This window comes from Acrocarpospora catenulata (assembly GCF_018476525.1).
Lineage (GTDB): Bacteria > Actinomycetota > Actinomycetes > Streptosporangiales > Streptosporangiaceae > Acrocarpospora > Acrocarpospora catenulata.
This window is the reverse complement of sequence record NZ_JAHCST010000001.1, coordinates 148,729-166,272: the sequence shown is the minus strand read 5'-3', so window position 1 is coordinate 166,272 and position 17,544 is coordinate 148,729. Positions and strand designations below refer to the sequence as shown.

17 protein-coding genes are annotated in these 17,544 nt (G+C 68.6%); 3 read left to right on the top strand and 14 right to left on the bottom strand.

The genetic code is table 11. The annotated features are described in order from the left end of the window. Window positions 1-25: 25 nt before the first annotated feature. The 14 genes from KIP79_RS00705 to KIP79_RS00640 form a co-directional block, all read right to left on the bottom strand. Entirely contained in the window at window positions 26-1,138 is a 1,113-nt protein-coding gene (locus tag KIP79_RS00705) for a DUF3500 domain-containing protein (RefSeq protein WP_214102682.1), read from the bottom strand. Window positions 1,139-1,263: 125 nt separating this feature from the next. After that, window positions 1,264-1,479, bottom strand: coding sequence for a ferredoxin (locus KIP79_RS00700; protein ID WP_214102681.1), 216 nt, complete (start codon window positions 1,477-1,479; stop codon window positions 1,264-1,266). Between the two features lie 27 nt (window positions 1,480-1,506). Then, a complete protein-coding gene (locus KIP79_RS00695) occupies window positions 1,507-2,736 on the bottom strand; it encodes a cytochrome P450 (RefSeq protein ID WP_214102680.1) in 1,230 nt (409 codons plus the stop codon). Between the two features lie 156 nt (window positions 2,737-2,892). Continuing rightward, complete coding sequence (locus KIP79_RS00690) at window positions 2,893-3,930, bottom strand: LysR family transcriptional regulator (protein WP_214102679.1); 1,038 nt, start codon at window positions 3,928-3,930, stop codon at window positions 2,893-2,895. Between the two features lie 31 nt (window positions 3,931-3,961). Next, window positions 3,962-4,186 (bottom strand): hypothetical protein, encoded by a 225-nt coding sequence (locus tag KIP79_RS00685; protein ID WP_214102678.1) that lies wholly within the window; start codon window positions 4,184-4,186, stop codon window positions 3,962-3,964. Between the two features lie 325 nt (window positions 4,187-4,511). Next, the gene (locus KIP79_RS00680; RefSeq protein WP_250212518.1) at window positions 4,512-4,970 is read right to left on the bottom strand and encodes an HtaA domain-containing protein; all 459 of its coding nucleotides are present in this window, start codon (window positions 4,968-4,970) and stop codon (window positions 4,512-4,514) included. A gap of 35 nt (window positions 4,971-5,005) precedes the next feature. Next, entirely contained in the window at window positions 5,006-6,448 is a 1,443-nt protein-coding gene (locus KIP79_RS00675; RefSeq protein ID WP_214102676.1) for an aldehyde dehydrogenase family protein, read from the bottom strand. 21 nt (window positions 6,449-6,469) lie between these two features. Then, window positions 6,470-7,585, bottom strand: a complete 1,116-nt coding sequence (locus KIP79_RS00670; protein ID WP_214102675.1) for an NAD(P)-dependent alcohol dehydrogenase — start codon at window positions 7,583-7,585, stop codon at window positions 6,470-6,472. Window positions 7,586-7,608: 23 nt separating this feature from the next. Beyond that, on the bottom strand, window positions 7,609-8,856 hold the full coding sequence (locus KIP79_RS00665) for an NAD(P)/FAD-dependent oxidoreductase (RefSeq protein ID WP_214102674.1): 1,248 nt from the start codon (window positions 8,854-8,856) through the stop codon (window positions 7,609-7,611). Next, window positions 8,853-9,092, bottom strand: coding sequence for a ferredoxin (locus KIP79_RS00660; protein WP_214102673.1), 240 nt, complete (start codon window positions 9,090-9,092; stop codon window positions 8,853-8,855). The genes KIP79_RS00665 and KIP79_RS00660 overlap by 4 nt, the downstream gene beginning before the upstream one ends. Window positions 9,093-9,096: 4 nt before the next feature. Further along, entirely contained in the window at window positions 9,097-10,452 is a 1,356-nt protein-coding gene (locus tag KIP79_RS49125) for a cytochrome P450 (RefSeq protein ID WP_214102672.1), read from the bottom strand. A gap of 130 nt (window positions 10,453-10,582) precedes the next feature. Further along, window positions 10,583-12,973: a CaiB/BaiF CoA-transferase family protein gene (locus KIP79_RS00650; protein ID WP_214102671.1), complete on the bottom strand. Its 2,391-nt coding sequence runs from the start codon at window positions 12,971-12,973 to the stop codon at window positions 10,583-10,585. Further along, window positions 12,970-13,887, bottom strand: a complete 918-nt coding sequence (locus KIP79_RS00645) for an SDR family NAD(P)-dependent oxidoreductase (protein ID WP_214102925.1) — start codon at window positions 13,885-13,887, stop codon at window positions 12,970-12,972. The genes KIP79_RS00650 and KIP79_RS00645 overlap by 4 nt, the downstream gene beginning before the upstream one ends. A gap of 71 nt (window positions 13,888-13,958) precedes the next feature. After that, window positions 13,959-14,801, bottom strand: a complete 843-nt coding sequence (locus tag KIP79_RS00640) for a MaoC family dehydratase (protein ID WP_308169489.1) — start codon at window positions 14,799-14,801, stop codon at window positions 13,959-13,961. Between KIP79_RS00640 and KIP79_RS49120 the strand changes: the two genes are divergently transcribed. From KIP79_RS49120 to KIP79_RS00625, 3 genes are all read left to right on the top strand, one after another. Beyond that, entirely contained in the window at window positions 14,791-15,531 is a 741-nt protein-coding gene (locus tag KIP79_RS49120; protein WP_308169488.1) for a Zn-ribbon domain-containing OB-fold protein, read from the top strand. The genes KIP79_RS00640 and KIP79_RS49120 overlap by 11 nt on opposite strands. Beyond that, complete coding sequence (locus KIP79_RS00630) at window positions 15,528-16,688, top strand: thiolase C-terminal domain-containing protein (RefSeq protein ID WP_308169487.1); 1,161 nt, start codon at window positions 15,528-15,530, stop codon at window positions 16,686-16,688. Before KIP79_RS49120 ends, KIP79_RS00630 begins: the two co-directional genes overlap by 4 nt. Before the next feature lie 196 nt (window positions 16,689-16,884). Further along, complete coding sequence (locus tag KIP79_RS00625; RefSeq protein ID WP_214102669.1) at window positions 16,885-17,523, top strand: TetR family transcriptional regulator; 639 nt, start codon at window positions 16,885-16,887, stop codon at window positions 17,521-17,523. Window positions 17,524-17,544 lie beyond the last annotated feature (21 nt).

The following is a 17,544-nucleotide window of genomic DNA, read 5'->3' as shown; positions in this document are numbered from 1 at the left end:
CCTGCGGATCCCTGAACACGGCGTGTCAGGTGCGGTGCTCCCGGGCGTAGTGGCGAGCCAGCAGATCCTTGCCGTAGTCGTTGCCGTTGGGCGTACGAACGATCGTGTGTACGTGATAGGTCTCCGGCTCGTCGTTGTCGAGGAAGACTCCCGAATGGTTGTCGTATTCGACCACGATCACCGGGCTGTGCACGCGGTAATAGAATGGCTCCCCGTCGCCCCAGCCGCCCATCCACAGCAGGTGAGTCTCGTCGATGTGACGCTCCACCTCGGCTTGACGGGCCTGCAGCGAGCCATCGGGAAGCACCCGCAGATAGGGCGCGATCAGGTCACGCAGCAGCTGGCGTTGCCCGGCGTTCAAGCTGTCGCCGCGCAGCCCGTGGTAAGGCAGCACCAGGTTGTCCTGGCCGGCGCCGGCGACATGGCGACCGTTGATCGGGCCGTTCAGGTGTGGCGGCAGGTCGGCGTTGCGGATCGAGGGGTAGGCCACGGCGCGGTCACGTTGCGGTCCGTCCAGGGATCGCATGAACTCCACACCCGCGCGGATGTGCTCGGCGAACAGCTCATGTCCTTCGTACTCGGTTCCCAGAAAGCTCGGCGTCAGCACCAGTTGCGGGCCGCGGACGAAGCAGTTGAGGTCCAGGTGGTGGCCCATCAGCTGCCAGCCCCAGGGCTCGGTCTCCGAGGGCTCTCCGAAGATCGTGAACCAGTACATGTACTCCTTGAGCGTGTCCTCGTAGCCGGCGCAGAACTCTCCCAGCCCGGCGTTGAGGCGCATCGCCGTACGGATATCGTGCATGCCGGCGGCCGACACGGTCGCGGCGACGACCCGCAGCGCGGCCTCGCGTTGGGCCGGCGCCAGGCGATCGAGCAGCACCCCGTGCTCGGGAAAGATCAAGAACGCGTTGATCCAGTGCTGCCACTCGATCGCGTCGATCGGCAGTTGCGCGGCGTTGCGGTCGTCGGCGTCGAGGGCATCCAGCCAGGCCAGGGCGGCGCCGGCGATCGCTGCCACCGGCAGGCCCTCGTCGGCGAAGCCGAATAGCCCGGACATGGGCGTGCCGTCGGTGGTGAGACCGACGAAGGGCTCGGCCGCGGTGCGCACCACGGGAGCGGCTTCGGACACGGCGGCGAACACCTCGGGACCCAGTGGCATGGTGGGGTCGATGTGACCGTTGCGGAAAGGCCGCCGGACGGCGCTCGGCCGGGCGCCTCGGTACACAGGCAGATCAGGCACGGCCGGCCCGCTCGAACGACCTGGTCTCATGACTCCACCATGATCGCCTGCATCGGGCACATGAGCGCCGCCTCCTCTACGTCCGCACGCAGATCTTCGTCCAGGGATTCGCTGGCATACGAGTCCAGCCCGGATCTCCGGAACGACAGCAGCCCGTCTTGGTTCAGGGTGAACACCGCGGGCGCGGAGAACGTGCACTGACCGTGGTTGTCGCAGCGACGCAGGTCGACGACGACGTGCATACGGATTCCTCTCTCGCTTCGCGTGGGTCAGGCCGCAGCCGTGAACCGGAGGGGCAGTGCGGCCAGCCGGTTCACTCCAACGACCGGCAGGTTGCGCACTTCATCGGCGGGGATCGCCAGGGTGATATCGGCGAGCCGGTCCAGGAGGACTTCAAACGCGACACGCGCCTCGGCACGGGCGAGGTTCACGCCGAGGCAGAAGTGCACGCCATGCCCGAAGGCCATGTGGGCTGAGTTGTCACGGCGAATGTCGAACTCGTCGGGGTGGGGGAAGTAGGCCTCGTCGCGGTTGGCGGAAGTCCACAAGGGGCGCACGGTCGCACCTGGCGGGATCGTGACGCCGCTCATCTCGAACGGTTCGCCCGTCAGGGTTCGTCGAGTCCAGCGCGCGGGCGAGACGAGCCGCACCGACTCCTCCAGCATGACCGGGATCAGGCTGCGATCGGCGCGCACCTCCGCGAACTGGTCCGGGTGGGTCAGCAGGAGCAGCATGGTTCCCGACAGCCAGCTCGCGGTCGTCTCGTTGCCGGCCGTGAGGAAGATCCGGATGAGATCCAGGATCTCCTCCATCTCCAGGGGACGCTCGCCCGCGACCCGAGCGGTGACCAGGCTGGAGATCAGGTCCGATCCCGGCTGCCGGCGCCGCTGCTCGATGACCCCGGCGAAATACCGCTGAAATTCGATGAAGCTGCGCTGACATTCGAGCTGACGCTCACGAGAAAGGATCTCCCGCCCTTGGATCGAGTCGACGAAATTGTCGGCCCATTCCATGAATCGATCCTGATCGGCGCGCGGAAGTCCAAGCGCGTCGGCGATCACGTAGCCCGGCACCAGGCCGGCGAATTCCCGGACGAATTCGACCTCGCCGCCCGCGGCGAACACATCGATGATCTCGTTGACGATGCGGCGGATACTGGGCTCGAGTTCCCGCACGGCCTTGGGCGAGAAGGCCTGGTTGACCAGCTTGCGGTAGCGAGTGTGGATCGGCGGGTCGGTCATGGTCAACGTCGGGACCTGCGGGTAGCCCTCGGCCTGGATGGCCTCGAGCTCGGCGTCGCCAGTGCCGAAGAATGGCCTGTCGCTGGAGAACTCGATCGGCAGTCGCATCGCCTCGCGCACGTCGTCGTAGCGGGCGAGCATGTAGGTATCCATCTGTTCGGAGTAGAACACCGGGCAGGAGCGGCGCATCGCGGCGAAGAGCTCCTCGGGGTGCGCGACGACCTCTGGTGCGGTCAGGTCGCAGTCGGCTGGATGCATAGCGGGTGACTCCTCGTTGTTCAAAAGACGCGATGCCGACACCGGCGAAGACAATTTATTTCCCGGTCCGCAGCCCGGTATTAATAAGAGAGGCAACCGGCGCGGCATTCTTGCAACGCCGCCGCCTCGTTACGCGCCGGATTAGGCGCCGGCGCATCAGGCGGTCATCGACGGAAGGGCCCGCGGCGGCGTGGCCCGTCGCGACATCGACCGGGGACGCAGCTGGACCGGGTCTGGATGTTGCCGATCGCTGATGTCGCTCACGGCGACGGAGCCGCCGGCGTGGATTCTGGCATCGATGGCGCCCCGCGGCAGCCGCGTGGCCATCAGCGTCTTCCAGAACGGGTTGGCGGTGATCAGCCCGGCTTGGCTCGCCTCGAACACCACCGACACCTCACGCACCAGCGTCGTATCGGCCAGCGGGAGTACCCGTACCCCGTCGGTGACGCAGCTGGCGACCGCCAGCTCGTTGGTGAAGCCCACCCCGAGATCGCTGCGCACCAGCGCGATCAGCGTCTGCGGGACGTTGGTCAGGTAGCCGACCTTGGGCGTGACGCCGCGTTGTGTGAGCAGTTGAAACGCCTCGGTCTGACTGAAGCTGTGTCCGGGCACGACGAGGTCATAGCGGGCGAGGTCGGCCGGCTCGACCGCGGCTCCGCGTACCGCCAGCGGGTGCTGCGGATGCACCACGACGCGCATGGGTTCGCGCCACAACGCCACCCGCCGTAGCCGTGCGTCGCTGCTGGCCGGGTAGAGCGGGCGTAGCCCGAGCTGGACACGCCCGGTGAGCAGTGCATCGTTGACCTGGGCGAACTCCTCGACTAGGTCGATATGGATGCCCGGGTAGCGCCGGCCGAAGTCCTGGATCACGCGTGGCAGGAACGTGGCCGCCGCGCTGGGGTGCGCCGCGATGGCGATCTGGCCGCGGACCATGCCGCTGATCTCGGCGACCGCGTTGCGGCCGAGCTCAAGCTGGCCGAGCACGGCCCGGGCGTGCGTGAGATAGGCCTCACCCGACTGGGTCAGCGCGACCGGACGGGAGCGCCGGTCGAACAGCTGCACTCCCACTTCCCGTTCCAGCGCGCTGATGTGCGCGGACACCCGCGACTGGGCCCGGAAGGTGCCGTTGGCGGCCGCAGCGAACCCACCGTGGTCCACCACGGCGACGAAGCTGATCAACCAATCAACCTGCACGACGTCCCCTCTCGAAAGTTGCCCGGCGCGTTCACTTGGACGTGACCGGCAGGCGGGGCGAATCCACGCTCACCGGTGGACTTTCCTGGTTCCGGCTGCCGGCCTTGGCCCGCGCGGTACGCAGCAGCCGGCGGTTGGCTACGACGACTCCGTGGGGATTGGCCACCACCGTCACCAGCAGCAGCACGGAGATCAGCGTGTAGCACTCGCTCAGCGGCGGGATCGCATCCCGCCGCAGGAGGAATCCGATGCCCACCGTTGACCGTCAGCCCGGCGAACACCGCTCCGGTCGCGACCGACACGCCGCCGATGTACACCAGCGTGCTCAGCGCTATCGAGCCGAACGCATCGAACCGATCGGCCCTCAGCGGTCGGTGTGCTGTGGATGTCCGGACTCATTCAGTCCGGACAGCTCTTGTGGCGGCCGGCGAGCCGCAACCAGAACCGTGTTCTACTTGTTGGTTACTCTATATCACAGCCCGGCGCAGTCAAGAGGCATAACCAATCCTTTTTCACGCGATCTATCACTGCCGGATACCGGTGCCCGAATTGCCATGGAATTACCGCGCGGTGACACCCGCTTACATGCCGGCAGACCACCGCATCGGGGCCAGCTCGGTGCCCGGTGGATAACGATGATCGAATAGCCACGTGGCAGCGCCGAGCAATACCGCGGGCACGCTCTCACCGGCCACGATCGCGCCCGCCAATTCGCCGATCCGGCGGTCGAGCCGGGCTACCGCTACCCGGCCGAAACCACCGGATCCGCCCACCCGGGCCACAAAGCTCACCTCGGCGACGTCGCCCGCACCTGCGAGAAGGACAGGGTCGGCCAACCCGAGGTCGATCAGGCCCCCGTGGGCCCGCACACGCGCCGAGCCGTGATACGACAGCGACACGCCGGCACGATCGTCAGCCGAGTCAGGATCGGCGGGGAAACCGAACTCGTCGCCGTCGAAATGGGCTGGACCGGCAGTCTCAATCGTGCCCCCGACGGCGTTCACGTAATGGAGGAAACTGTTTTTGATCCGCCAATGCAGTGACAGGCCGGCGCAATGACCGGCTCGTTGGCTCTTCAGACTTTCCCCTTTCGCGGCGGGCCGGCGATAACCTGTAGTTCGGTGTACTCAAACAGGCCCCACGGGCCGTTCTCCACACCGATACCGCTGAATTTGTGGCCACCGAACGGCAGGTGCATCTGCACGCCGCCGCCGTGTGCGTTCACCGAGACCTGACCGCTGTCCACGGTGCGCGCGATGTCGTAGGCATGATCGAGGTCGCTCGACCACACCGACGCGGTCAGCCCGTAGGGCGAATCGTTGGCCCGTCGGACCGCGTCCTGTTCGTCGTCAAACGCAAGCACCGGCAAGACCGGCCCGAACTGCTCCTCGCCGACCACGCGCACACCGTCATCGACACGGTCCAGGATCGTCGGCGCGAAGAAGTATCCGGGCCGATCCAACGGGCCGCCTCCGCTCACGGCCCTGGCGCCATGATCAAGCGCGTCGCCGACGAGTTCTCGCACCCGGTCGAACTGGGGCTTGTTGTTCACCGGTCCGAGTTCCGCTCCGGCAGCGAGACCGTCGTCGACCTTGGTCTGGCGGGCGATCACGGCCAGCGCCTCGACCAGGTCGCTGTGGACGCGGCGGTGAGCGTAGACCCGCTTCACCGCCAGGCAGATCTGCCCGTTGTTGCCGAAGGCACCCCAGAACAGACTGCGGGCGATGCTCTCCACGTCGGCGTCGGCGAGCACGAGCGCGGAATCGTTGCCGCCGAGTTCCAGGGTCACTCGTTTGAGGTCCGCGCCGGCCGCGGTGGCGACGTGCCGGCCAGTCGCGGTGGACCCGGTAAAGCTGATCTTGCGTGGCACGGGGTGGGCGACCATGGCCGCACCGAGCTGGTCGGGGCCGGTGATCACGTTGAGCACGCCGGGTGGCAAGACCTCGCGCAGGACGACCCCGACCGCGAGTGTCGTCAACGGTGTGTAGGGGGAGGGCTTGACGACGATGGTGTTGCCGGCCCGCAAGGCGGGCGCGATCTTCCAGATGGCCAGCATGATCGGGAAGTTCCACGGCGTGATCGCCGCTACCACGCCGACCGGCCGCCGCAGCACGGCCTCGAAACCCACCGCGTCGTCGCGCAGTACTTCGTCGGGCCAAGCCAGGTCAGCGTAGTAACGCAGCCAGGCAGAGGATCCCTGCAGTTCGATGACCGAATCGGCCAGTGGCTTGCCCTGTTCCAGGGTCAGCAGCCGGCTGAGCCGGTCGAGATTCGCGTCGAGGGCCTCGGCGGCCGCCCGCAGAGCGGCCGCGCGGGCCGCGTCGTCGCGCTGCCAGGAGCCGAAGGCATCGGCCGCCGCGCCGAAGACCCTGTCCAGGTCGCCAGGTCCGAGCGCCGGGGCGTGGGCGAATACCTCTGCCGTGGCCGGGTTGACGACATCGAAGTGCGCGTGGGCGGCGAAATCCTTCCCGCCCACGGTCAGCGGATAGTGGTCGAGCGGAATGTCCGTCGTGGTCATGGTCGCTCCTTAGTAATTCGATCAGCGGGACGACTCGGGGACGGGCGCTGGGATGAGCACGGGCTTGATCGTGGTGCCCGCGATCGCATCGGCCTCGGCCGCGTCGATCTCGGCCAAGGGGTAGGTGCGCACGATGCGATCGAACGGGAAGCGATCCTGCCGCCAGAGCTCGATCAGTCGCGGCACGAAGATCTGCGGCACCGCGCTGCCCTCGTAGACGAACGTGACGTGCTTGCCCGCCAGTTCGTAAGCCGTCAGGTGCACCTCGCCGGGTCCGCCGCCGACCAGGACCGCAGTCCCTGGCCGGTCAAGGACGCGGACGGAGGCCGTTATCACGTCGGTGATCGAGGTGGTGTCAATGCTGAAGTCGACTCCGCCGCCGGTGGCCCGGACGTCTCCGACCAGGTCGTCGGTCCGGGCATCGACGCCGTGCGTGGCACCCAGGTCCAGCGCCTGCTCGAGGCGGTCCGGCCGGACGTCGATCGCGATGATCCTGGCCGCGCCGGCAGCCTTGGCCGCCATGACCGCGCCCAGGCCTACCGCGCCCACGCCGAACACGGCGATGCTCTGCCCGGGGGCGAGTCGCATCTCGTTGAGGACCGCGCCGGCTCCAGTTTGCAGGCTGCATCCGAGCGGACCCAGGATCTCCAGCGGCAGACCGGCGTCGACGACGACCACACTGCGGTCGGTGGCCACGGCGTACTGCGCGAAGGACGACTGGGCGAACCACCGGTTGGCGATGGGGATGCCGTCACGATCGCGGGCTGACAGGCGCCCGTCGGCGTCGGTGCCGGTCAGGTTGGCAAGTTCGAACTCAGCGCAGTAGGCCGGCGCCCCGGACTGGCAGGATACGCACGTGCCGCACGAGCCGTAGCTCAAGACGACGTGGTCACCCGGTTTGATCGCCGTCACGGCCGCGCCGACTTGCTCGACGACGCCGCTGCCCTCGTGCCCGAGGACGATCGGCAGGCGGGCGAGCTGCTGATCGGGATTGCGCAGCTGCAGATCGGTGTGGCACAGGCCGGCGCCCGCCACACGGACCAGCACCTCGTGCGGGCGCAGATCGTCGAGCGTGATCTCGGTGATCTCGTAAGACTTGTCCGGTGACCGCAGCACCGCGGCCTGACTAGTCCTCATGGGACCCCTTCCTTACCGATGAACTAGGGACGCACGGGTTGGCCGCCGTCGCGGGAGAACGCGCTGGCCGCGGCCCAACCGTCGTCCTGGGCGATGAATCGCCGGTATTTCATGATCTTGCTCGGCTCGTTGAGGGTGGCGGCGCCGACAAGCCTGTCGCCGCGACGCAACAGGGCGACGAAGCGGTCGGCGGCCGGATCGCCCGAGACGAATACGACGCTGTCGGCCTGGGCGGTCCCGACGAACTGGATGCGCTGCCCGTACCAGTCACTCCAGAAGTAGGGCACCGAGGCGTAAGGGGCGCGGCGAGCCGGGACCAGAGCGTTGACCGCCGCTCTCGTGCCCTGCTCGGCGGCGCTGGTCCAGTTCTCCAGCCGCATCGAGGAGCCGAAGACCGCGTTGGGCCAGCGGACAAGGTCGCCCGCGGCGTAGACGCCATCCACCGAGGTCTGCAGGTACTCATCGCACACGACCGCGCCATCGCGCTGATCCAGCTCGACGCCGGATCCGGCCAGCCAGCCGGTGGCCGGGAGGGCGCCGACTCCGACCACGACGAGGTCGGCGGGCACGATCTGCCCGTTCGCGAGCAGGACGCCCTCGACGTGGTCGCGGCCGATCAGCTCGCTGACCTGGACCCCGCATCGCAGCTCGGTGCCGTACCGCTCGTGCATGACGCACAGTGCGGCACCGACCACCTCACCGACCGCCCGGACGAGTGGCGTCGGGGCCGCCTCGACGATGGTGACGCTCGCCCCGAGAGTGCGAGCCGAGGACGCGATCTCGGCGCCGATGAAGCCGCCGCCAACGACAACGACCCGCCGTGCCCGGCCCAGCGCAGCGCGGATGGCGCGTGCATCGTCGAGGCTGCGCAGCGTGACCACGCCGGGCAGCACCGGCAGCGGGTGCAGGGTCCGCGCCCGCGCCCCGGTGGCGATGAGCAGACGCTGGTAAGGCACGAGTCCGCCGCCGGCAGCGACGACGCCCTCATCGGGGTGCAACGCCGTGACGCGTTGACCCAACCGCAGGTCAACGCCGAGGTCGTCCCGCAACGCGGCCTCGGTAGCGAGGTAGACCGGCGTGTCCGGGCCGGTCAAGAATGCCTTCGACAGCGGCGGCCGGTCGTAGGGCAGATGCTCCTCCGCGCCGATCAGGGTGATCCGGCCGCGGTATCCCGCTCGCCGGGCCGACTCGACCGCGCGCAGACCAGCCAGCGAAGCGCCGACGACGACGAAACCGTCAACGTCGTCGGCCGTCCCGGTTACCGCGTTCATTCTGGTTGCACTGACAAGGCCAACGCGGGGCAGGAGCGCACCGCTTCCAGCACGGTATCGTCGTCCTCAGCGGCGATGTCGGACAGCAGCATGAGCGCGCCGTCGTCGCCGATCTCGAAGTGCGACGGGTCGAGCGACTCACAGATCCCGATGCCCGAACAGCGGGCCCGGTCCACGACAATTCTCACGGCACCACTTCCGGACGCCACGACATCCCTGTGACTGAGCTGGGTCATCGGCTCAGTTGGTCCGCACCGGCAGCCGCCGGATGCCGTTGATGAACTCGCTGTAAAGCATTTCGGGCGCGCCGACCTCCAGGTCGGGCAGCAGCGTCAGGATTTCGCGGAACAGTGCGCGGAGCTGAGCCTTGGCGATGCCGTTGCCCAGGCAGTAGTGGATACCGCCGCCACCGAAGCCGACGTGCGGAGACCGGGGCCGCTGCAGGTCGAAGCGGTGCGGATCGTCGAACACGCGCTCGTCGCGGTTGCCCGAGCAGTACATGATGCCGACCTTGTCGCCGGCCTTGATCTGCCGGCCGCCCAGTTCGACATCCTGAGTCGCCAGCCGACCGAAGCACATGACCGGAGTGGCGTGCCGGACGAACTCCTCGATCGCACCGCCGATGCGGGCGTCGAAGTCCTCGACCAACCACGCACGCTGGTCGGGATTGCGATCGAGGGACAGCGTCGTCCAGCTCGTGGTCTGCTTGGTGGTGTCGTTGCCGGCCACGCTGAGCAGCAGCATCGTCGAGGCGATCTCGTCGTCGGACAGGGGCTGACCGTCCATCCGCGCCTCGCCGAGCGCGGTCGCGATGTCGTCGGAGGGGTGCTCGCGACGGTAGTGCACCAAGTCCACGCCGATGTCGCGCAGGATGTTCAGCTGCTCGATGACAAACTCGATCTGTGTCATGCCCGGCGGCAGCATTGCCTCGTCACGTCCGCCGACGAAGTTGTCGCCCGCGTCGGCGAAGGTCTGAACCAGGTTCTCCGGGACACCGACCATGTCGGCGATCGTCAGCATCGGCAGCTTGGCCGACACCTCCTTGACGAAGTCGAACTCACCGGCACCCGCGACGGCGCTGACGATGTCGTGCGCGCGCTGCTGGATCTGGGCGTTGAGCCGTGCCACCGCCTTCGGGGTGAAGGCCGCACTCATGATCTGGCGGTACCGGGTGTGCTGCGGCGGGTCCATCTCGAGGAAGTTCGGCGTGGTCACGGTGTCCGGGTGTCGCGGGCGAAGGGACACGCTGCCCTGCGAGGTCGTGAACAGCTGATTGTGCTGGCTGACGTAGGAGATGTCCTCGGCCCGCGTCACCGCCCAGAACCCGGCCTCACCGTGAACCTCGGAGGGAAGGTCGGCGTCCTCGATCGGCGGCTGCCAGCTCACCGGCGCGTGTTCGCGCAGCCAGGCGAAGGTCTCATCTCGTTCGATGAACGGCTTGCGCCAGAACGCCATGCTTGAGATGTCCTGTCCGGAGGTCACCTCGTGTTCGTTGGCGAAGAGCTGTCGGGTCATGGCCGCCTCATTGTCGGCGTCATCCGTGCGTCCGCACGGACCGCGATCTAGGTTGTGAAGAAGTTGCGGGAATAGATCCACGCTGGCCGGGTTCTATGTAGAACCACGTTCTTGTTGTGGTAGTCTCATGTGGTCCCGGTCACATGTCAAGGCCTCTGAGCAAAGACCTCGCAGGTCCGGCCCGGGCGCCGGTCGCGCCGGGTGTGGCGGTTCACCGGTAGACCGCCTGGAGCCGCATCGGCATCGGTTCGCCCTGGCGCACGATGTCCCCCGCCCGGGCCGCGTCCACTTCTGAGCAGGTCAGTCCGGCTTCGGTCAGCACCGCCTCGGAGTGCTCCCCGATTCCCGGCGGTGTCAGCGGGCCGCTGCGCTGGGTGCGAGAGAACGTGGCATGACGCCCGGTCATCGCGAACACAGAACCGTCGATCGCCGTGCGGAGATGGACGAACTCCTCGGCCCGCAACTGGGAGTCGCGCACTACCTCGGACACTTTGCGGGCCCGGACCGCCGGCACGCCGACCGCCTCGAACAGTGCGACCGCCTCGTCCCCGGTCAGCCCGGCCAGCATCGCGGCGGCGCGCTCGACCCCGGTGGCAGGGTTCGATTCGGTTCCGGCGCGTGGCCGGTCATCAGGGCGGGCCCCGGATCGGCCGGCCAGCACCTGGTCGACGGCGAGCCCGAGGGTGCGCGACTGCACCCGGATCCAGCCGTCGGCGACCCGGTAGTAGCGGTCGAGCGGCGCCGGACCCTTGAAGTCCACCCGGCCCCGCACCGCAGGGGAACGGCCGGGGTAGCGGATCAGCGCGCCCGAGCCGAGCAGGGTGGACGTGGCGACCAGCGAGGCCGAGACCCACTGCCCGCCTCCGGTACGCTCGCGGTGCAGCACCGCGGCGATGACACCCAGCGCGCAGACAGCGGCCGCCGTCACGTCGACCACGGCGACCGTGGTGCAGACCGGACGTTCCGGCTCGCCCTGGGCGAGCATCATCCCGCTCATCGCTTGCACGACCATGTCGACTCCGCCGGCACCGGCCAGCGGCCCGTTGGTGCCATAGGCCGACAACGAGACGGTGACAATGTCGGGGTTATCCCGCCGGAGGCTGTCGTAGTCCAGCCCCAAGGCCGTCATCACCCCCGGCCGCATACCATCGAGAACCGCGTCGGCCCCGGCGCAGACCCGCCGCAGCAGCGCGCGTCCCGGCTCGCCGCCGAGGTCGATGGCCAGGCTGCGCATCCCGCGGTTGAACACGAACCCGGCTCCGCGGAACGGGTCGCCGCCCAGCGGCTCCACCTTCACCACGTCGGCGCCGAGCTCGGCGAGGAGGAAACCGGCGTACGGGGTGGCGACGAAGGTGCCCATGTCCAGCACCCGCAGACCCTGGAGCGGGCCCGCAGCCACCAGAGGGGACGGGGTGGCCGGGCGGGGCCGCGGCGGCCAGGGGGCCATGCCGTCGTGCTGCCCCAGCGACGGTGCTGGTCCTCGCACCCGGCCGGGAGTCCGCGAAAGCAGCAACGGCACGCCGGGCATGACAACCGGCCCCCGGTCGGGGTCGTCGACCTCGACCCGGAGTCCGTTGGCGACCACTTGCGGGTGATCCAGCCACTCGTCACGATCGAGCACGGGCCCGGCAGGAACCCCTCGCGCGGCCAGCTGAGCCAGCCAGTGCTCGCGTGGCTGAGACCGGAAGGCGGTCGATACCCGCTCCATGACCCACGCGAGGTTGTCGGGCAGCACCATATTCGTGGTGTTCCCGGCCAGGCGGGGATCGTCAAGGATCTCGGCCAGGCCGAGCATCTCGAGCACCTGCCGCTCGAACTTCGGCCCGAGCGCGCCGCAAGCGAGCCAGCCGTCGGCCGCACGGACCGGACGATAGGTCGGGTGCCGGCCCAGGACGCCGACGGCGGTGTCGACGTCGGGAGCATCGGGCGAGACCGCGAGGTTGTACGAGCTGGCCTCCATCACGGCATTGATCCCGGTGACGGTGATCCGCTGGCCGTGGCCGCTGCGCTGTCGCTCAAGAAGGGCGGCCAGCACGCACGCCGTGGCCCAGATCCCCTGGATGTGGGTCAAGTAGGGCAGCACGAACTCGACGGGGCTACCGTCTTCCGAGCCCTGCCGCCACGACACGCCGGCATGGGCGGACAGCAGCCCTTCCGATTCCTCGCCGCCCAGCCACGGTGCGCCTGAGGCAAGATAGGCAGGCAGCTCGGCGACCACGAGCCGCCCGTTTCCTACCTCGGCCGCGGCAACCGCGCCGCCCCAGTCCGCCGGCCGCTGGTTCGGCCCGAGCAGGCAGACATCGGCCCCGGCCATCGCGGCAGCCAGCCAGCGGGAGCCTTCGTCGCCGGCGGCCGGCTCGATCCGGACTGAGCGCTTGCCCCGGTCCCACATGGCGAATCCAGGCTCGCGCCGGCGGGCCCGGCCACGGTCAGCCGACTCCACCAGTATGACGTCCGCGCCGAAGTCGGCCAGGAACATGCCCGTCACGGCTCCGGCCACGCTGTCGGCCAGTTCGAGGACTCGCACGCCGTCGAGGAGGTCACCGTCGTTCCCGGCGGCGGATCCGGATGCGCGGCGGGGTGCGGGTGACGTCGCGCTCACGTCGGAATCTGCGAAGTGAAAATTGACGGGGCAGGCCCGTCGGCCACAGGCCGGAACTCCTTCTCGATCCGCCGGCCGAGCTCGGCGAGACTCCATGGACCGTCCGACTCGATAGAGCGCAGCACCTCCGGCGTGTTCCACAACGTCACCTGGTAGCCCACGGCGCCAATGATCCGCCCCGACAGCCAGTCCGAGTCGGTCCCGGCGAGGTAGGTAACGACGGGCGCAACATTCTCCGGAGACATCGCGACCAGCACCTCTGGGTCGACCGCGGCTGCCTTGTCCGGATCGACGGTGGCAGTCAGGCGCGTCGCCGCGCCGGGCGCGATCGCGTTGGCCGTGACCCCCATCCGGCCCAGGGCGTTGGCCAGCGACATCGTGAGCCCGACCACGCCCATCTTGGCCGCCGCGTAGTTCGCCTGTCCCGGGGAACCCTGCAGTCCCGAATCGGACGTGAAGTTGATGATCCGGTAGTGGCCGTCCGGGTTGCGCTGGGCGCGCCAGTAGGCCGAGGCCGGACGGATGGTGCTGTAGTGCCCGCGCAGGTGCACGCGGATCACGGCATCCCAGTCTTCCTCGGCCAGGTTGAAGATCATGCGATCGCGCAGGATGCCGGCCGAGTTGACCAGGACGTCAAGCCGTCCGTAGTGCTCCAGCGCGAGATCGACCAGGCGCTGGCCGGTCGCGGTCTCGGCCACGTCCCCGCCGTCGGAGACAGCCTGACCGCCGGCGGCCACGATCTCGTCGGCGATCTCGCGGGCCGGGCTGGAGTCCGCCCCTCGCCCGTCGGCCTCGGCCCCGAGGTCGTTCAGGATCAGGCGGGCTCCTTCGGCCGCGAACTGCCGGGCCACGGACGCGCCGATACCCCGACCGGCTCCGGTTATGATCGCGACTCGCCCTTCAAGGCTTGCCATCCAGTTCCTCCGATTCGCCGCTTGCATCAGCGGCAGCTCAACAATCTGCTGGTGACCCGGCGAGCGCCGGCTCAGACGATGACCGCGCTGCCGTGGTCGATGACGGCGGCACCGCGGGAGTCGGTCGTCCGGAAGCGCACCGTCTCGCCGTCGACCCAGATGCTCACGGTGATCGTCTCGCCCGGCAGGATCGGCTTGGTGAACCGGCCCGTCATCGCCTTGAATCGCTTCGGGTCGGACTCGGCTACGGCGTGCAGGAGTGCCCGGCCGGTGTACCCATAGGTGCACATGCCGTGCAGGATCGGCCGCTCAAAGCCGCCACGTGAGCTGTATGACGGATCGGTGTGCAGCGGGTTGTGGTCACCGGTGAGCCGGTACAGCAAAGCCTGATCGGTACGCGTCGGGTAGATGACCACGTGATCGGGTGCGCGGTCGGGCAGCAGCCACCGGGCGGACTCACCCCGGTCACCACCGAAACCGCCATGTCCCCGGAAGAACACCGAGGTGCGCAAGGTCGCCAGCAGCGAGCCGCGGCTGTCGCGCGCGCTCGTGCGAGTCTCGATCAGGGCCCCGGAACCCTTGTCGTAGACGCCGACGACCTCACAGCTGGCGTGCGCCTCGCCCGCGGTGGGCATGACGTCATACAGCTCGAACGCCTGCTCGGCGTGGAGCATCGTGGCGTAGTCCAGGTCCTCGGGGAGCGGCGGTTCGACGCCGAAGGCCACGTTGGCAAAGGTCGGCAGCGCGAGCTGGTCGTGCCCGGCCGTGTTCTCCGTCGTGAACTCGAGCTCGCTGAGCGGATTCATCTGGCCGGCTCCAACGGCGAGCGCGTAAAGCATCGCGTCGTCTGCCGTCCACGACCGATGCACGGTGGCGCTCGTACGCCCCACCAGCGCCCCGTCGATGCGCGTCACGTCCACCTCACTGTCTTGGGGTTCACATCACCTGTTTCGCGCCCGGCCGACCAAGAACGGCTCCAACCTTCGCGCTCATTCACGTCACCACGGGCCGATCCCGGTACACAACCGATCAGCCGTTCTCCGGATAGTCCCATGCCACAAACGGACACTGGCTTGTCCCTGGCCGATCACGCGGGTCACTGTCGCTGGACAAGACCTCCGTCGCGGGTGTGAACGCGGCCTAGCGGCGCCGTGCGAGCCCGGGAGCCAGGCCCGGCACGATCAGGCGTGTCGTGACGGCGGAGTAGCGAGCATGTCCGAAGAGAGGACCACTATGTCCGGCTTCGAGCCGACCCCGACGCCGGAGACGGCACCGTTCTGGGATGCGACATCCCGGGGTGAGCTCGCGGTGCAGTTCTGCACCGCATGCGCCCGATATTACTTCTACCCCCGCCCACAGTGCCCGAACTGCGGATCCGTCCACGTGGAGTGGCGCGCCACCACTGGGCGGGCTCGTCTCGTTTCGTATGTGATCAACTACCGGCCACTGCCGCCGTTCGATCCGCGGACTCCTCTCATCGTCGCCCTGGTCGAACTCGCCGAGGGACCGCGGATGATGACGAATATCGTCGGAGTCGCCCCCGACCCCGACCACCTTCCGCTTGATCTGGAGCTCTCCGTCACCTTCGTTGCCCAGGGTGCGGTGCAACTGCCGGTCTTCGAACCCGCGGCGGCTGCCGCGTGAGCCGCTCCATGCACGGCGGGCAGGTCGCGATCGTCGGTGCGGCCGAGACCGACACGATCGGCAAGCGACCGGATATCTCGGTACTCGGGCTGCATGCCGAGGCCGCCAGGAACGCCCTGCGCGACGCGGGGATGTCAATCCACGACGTCGACGGCATCGCCACCGCGGGCCTGTATCCGCAAGACATCTCGCACTACCTCGGGATCACCCCGCGCTGGCTCGACGGCACCCTCGTCGGCGGCTGCAGCTTCATGCTTCACGTCCGCCACGCCGCCGCGGCGATCGCCGCCGGCGCGGCCGACGTGGTGCTGATCACCCATGGCGAATCCGGGCGGTCCGGCATCGGCGCTGACCCGTGGGTGCGCAACCCCGCGTCGATCAACGGTCAGTTCGAACTGCCGTACGGCGCGCAGGCGCCATACTCCACCTTCACCGTGCCGGCCCTGCGGTTCCTGCACGACCGGAACATGACGCGCGAACACCTTGCCCACGTGGCCGTGGCGCAGCGAAACTGGGCTGCCAACAACCCCCGCGCAGCCCGCCGCGAACCGCTCACCGTGGACGCAGTACTCAACGCGCCGATGGTGGCCTACCCCTTCACCCGCGACATGTGCTGTGTGGTGACCGACGGCGGCGGGGCCCTTGTGGTCACCAGCGCGGAGCGCGCAGCCGACCTGCCCTCCGCCGGGCGAGCCGTGTACCTGCTGGGTTCCGGCGAGTCGGCCGAGGGTGCCGTCGTGTCGCAGATGGCCGACCCGGGATCGTTCGCGGCGTTTCGCGCGGCCGGAGCCGAGGCCTTCGCTACCGCGGGTATCACCCATGCGGATGTGGATCACCTGATGGCCTATGATGCGTTCGCCCACCTCCCGCTTTACATGCTGGAGGATCTGGGATTCGTGGGGCGGGGCGAGTCCGGGGATTTCGTCGCCGCCGGCAACACAGTCAAGGGTGGCCGACTGCCGATGAACACCAACGGCGGCGGGTTGTCGTACACGCATTCCGGGATGTACGGCATGTTCGCCATCCAGGAAGCGGTGCGTCAGCTACGTGGCGAGGCCGTCGAGCAGCTGCCGGACGCACGAATCAGCTTCGTCCAGGGTGTTGGCATGTTCTTCGCGGCCGCCGGCAGCCTGGTTCTCGCGCGGGAACCACGCTGACCCGCCCCCATGCCCCTCACCCACCGTCGGCTAGCGGCCGGTCGGCCACCGGAACCCGACCGGCCTGCGGGCGTACACTATGGGGAACATCCCGGCCCAGGCGCTGCATCGCTGGGTCACCGGATCGCGGCCTCAGCCGGGCACACCGAAGCGGGCCGTCACCTGGCAACCCGCGGCGAGGGATCTCGGAGTGACTATGGCAACGGCTCGAATGAACGGACGGTCCCCCGAAGCTCAAGCCTTTCGCGCCGACCGGGTCATCGAGACAGCCAGGCAACTCGCCACCGAAGGCGGGTACGAAGCCGTCCAGATGCGCGAGGTCGCCAAACGAGCCAGGGTCGCGCTGGCCACGCTGTATCGCTACTACCCCTCCAAGGACGACCTGATTCGCGCGTTCGTCGATGCGCAGGTCCGCTTGCTCCGCGCCGATGTCGTCGCCCGGCCGCCGCAGGACGCGAACCCGGGCGCCCGCGCGGCCGCGGTGTTCATCCGGGCGTTCCACGCGATGACGCGCGATCGCGGGTTCGCTCAGGCGGCGATGTGCATCTACCACACTCCCCAGCCACTGGGCACGCAGGCGCGTCCAATCGAGGAGGGGCACCGGGCCTCGTTCATCGACATCGCGGCCTACGCCGCCTGGGGGTCCGGGCACCAGCCGACCGACGACGAATATCTGGCCCTGTACCTGCTGGAATCCCTGCTCAACAGCAGCGTCATCAGTTGGCTCAACGGGCACATGACACCGGACTACGTCGAACGTCGGCTCTGGTTCGCCGCCGCGCGACTGCTCGTCGAGCCGTCCGGTCCGCCCGGCGGCGGACGCCGGGCGGACTAACCCCGCATCGCACCGTGGCCG

What these genes read in the sequence shown, in the direction of transcription:
- KIP79_RS00700 (WP_214102681.1), bottom strand. Translation starts at nt 1,479, where the DNA reads ATGCACGTCGTCGTCGACCTGCGTCGCTGCGACAACCACGGTCAGTGC.
- KIP79_RS00695 (WP_214102680.1), bottom strand. Translation starts at nt 2,736, where the DNA reads ATGCATCCAGCCGACTGCGACCTGACCGCACCAGAGGTCGTCGCGCAC.
- KIP79_RS00675 (WP_214102676.1), bottom strand. Translation starts at nt 6,448, where the DNA reads ATGACCACGACGGACATTCCGCTCGACCACTATCCGCTGACCGTGGGC.
- KIP79_RS00670 (WP_214102675.1), bottom strand. Translation starts at nt 7,585, where the DNA reads ATGAGGACTAGTCAGGCCGCGGTGCTGCGGTCACCGGACAAGTCTTAC.
- KIP79_RS00665 (WP_214102674.1), bottom strand. Translation starts at nt 8,856, where the DNA reads ATGAACGCGGTAACCGGGACGGCCGACGACGTTGACGGTTTCGTCGTC.
- KIP79_RS00660 (WP_214102673.1), bottom strand. Translation starts at nt 9,092, where the DNA reads ATGACCCAGCTCAGTCACAGGGATGTCGTGGCGTCCGGAAGTGGTGCC.
- KIP79_RS00645 (WP_214102925.1), bottom strand. Translation starts at nt 13,887, where the DNA reads ATGGCAAGCCTTGAAGGGCGAGTCGCGATCATAACCGGAGCCGGTCGG.
- KIP79_RS49120 (WP_308169488.1), top strand. Translation starts at nt 14,791, where the DNA reads ATGCGCGTCACGTCCACCTCACTGTCTTGGGGTTCACATCACCTGTTT.
- KIP79_RS00625 (WP_214102669.1), top strand. Translation starts at nt 16,885, where the DNA reads ATGGCAACGGCTCGAATGAACGGACGGTCCCCCGAAGCTCAAGCCTTT.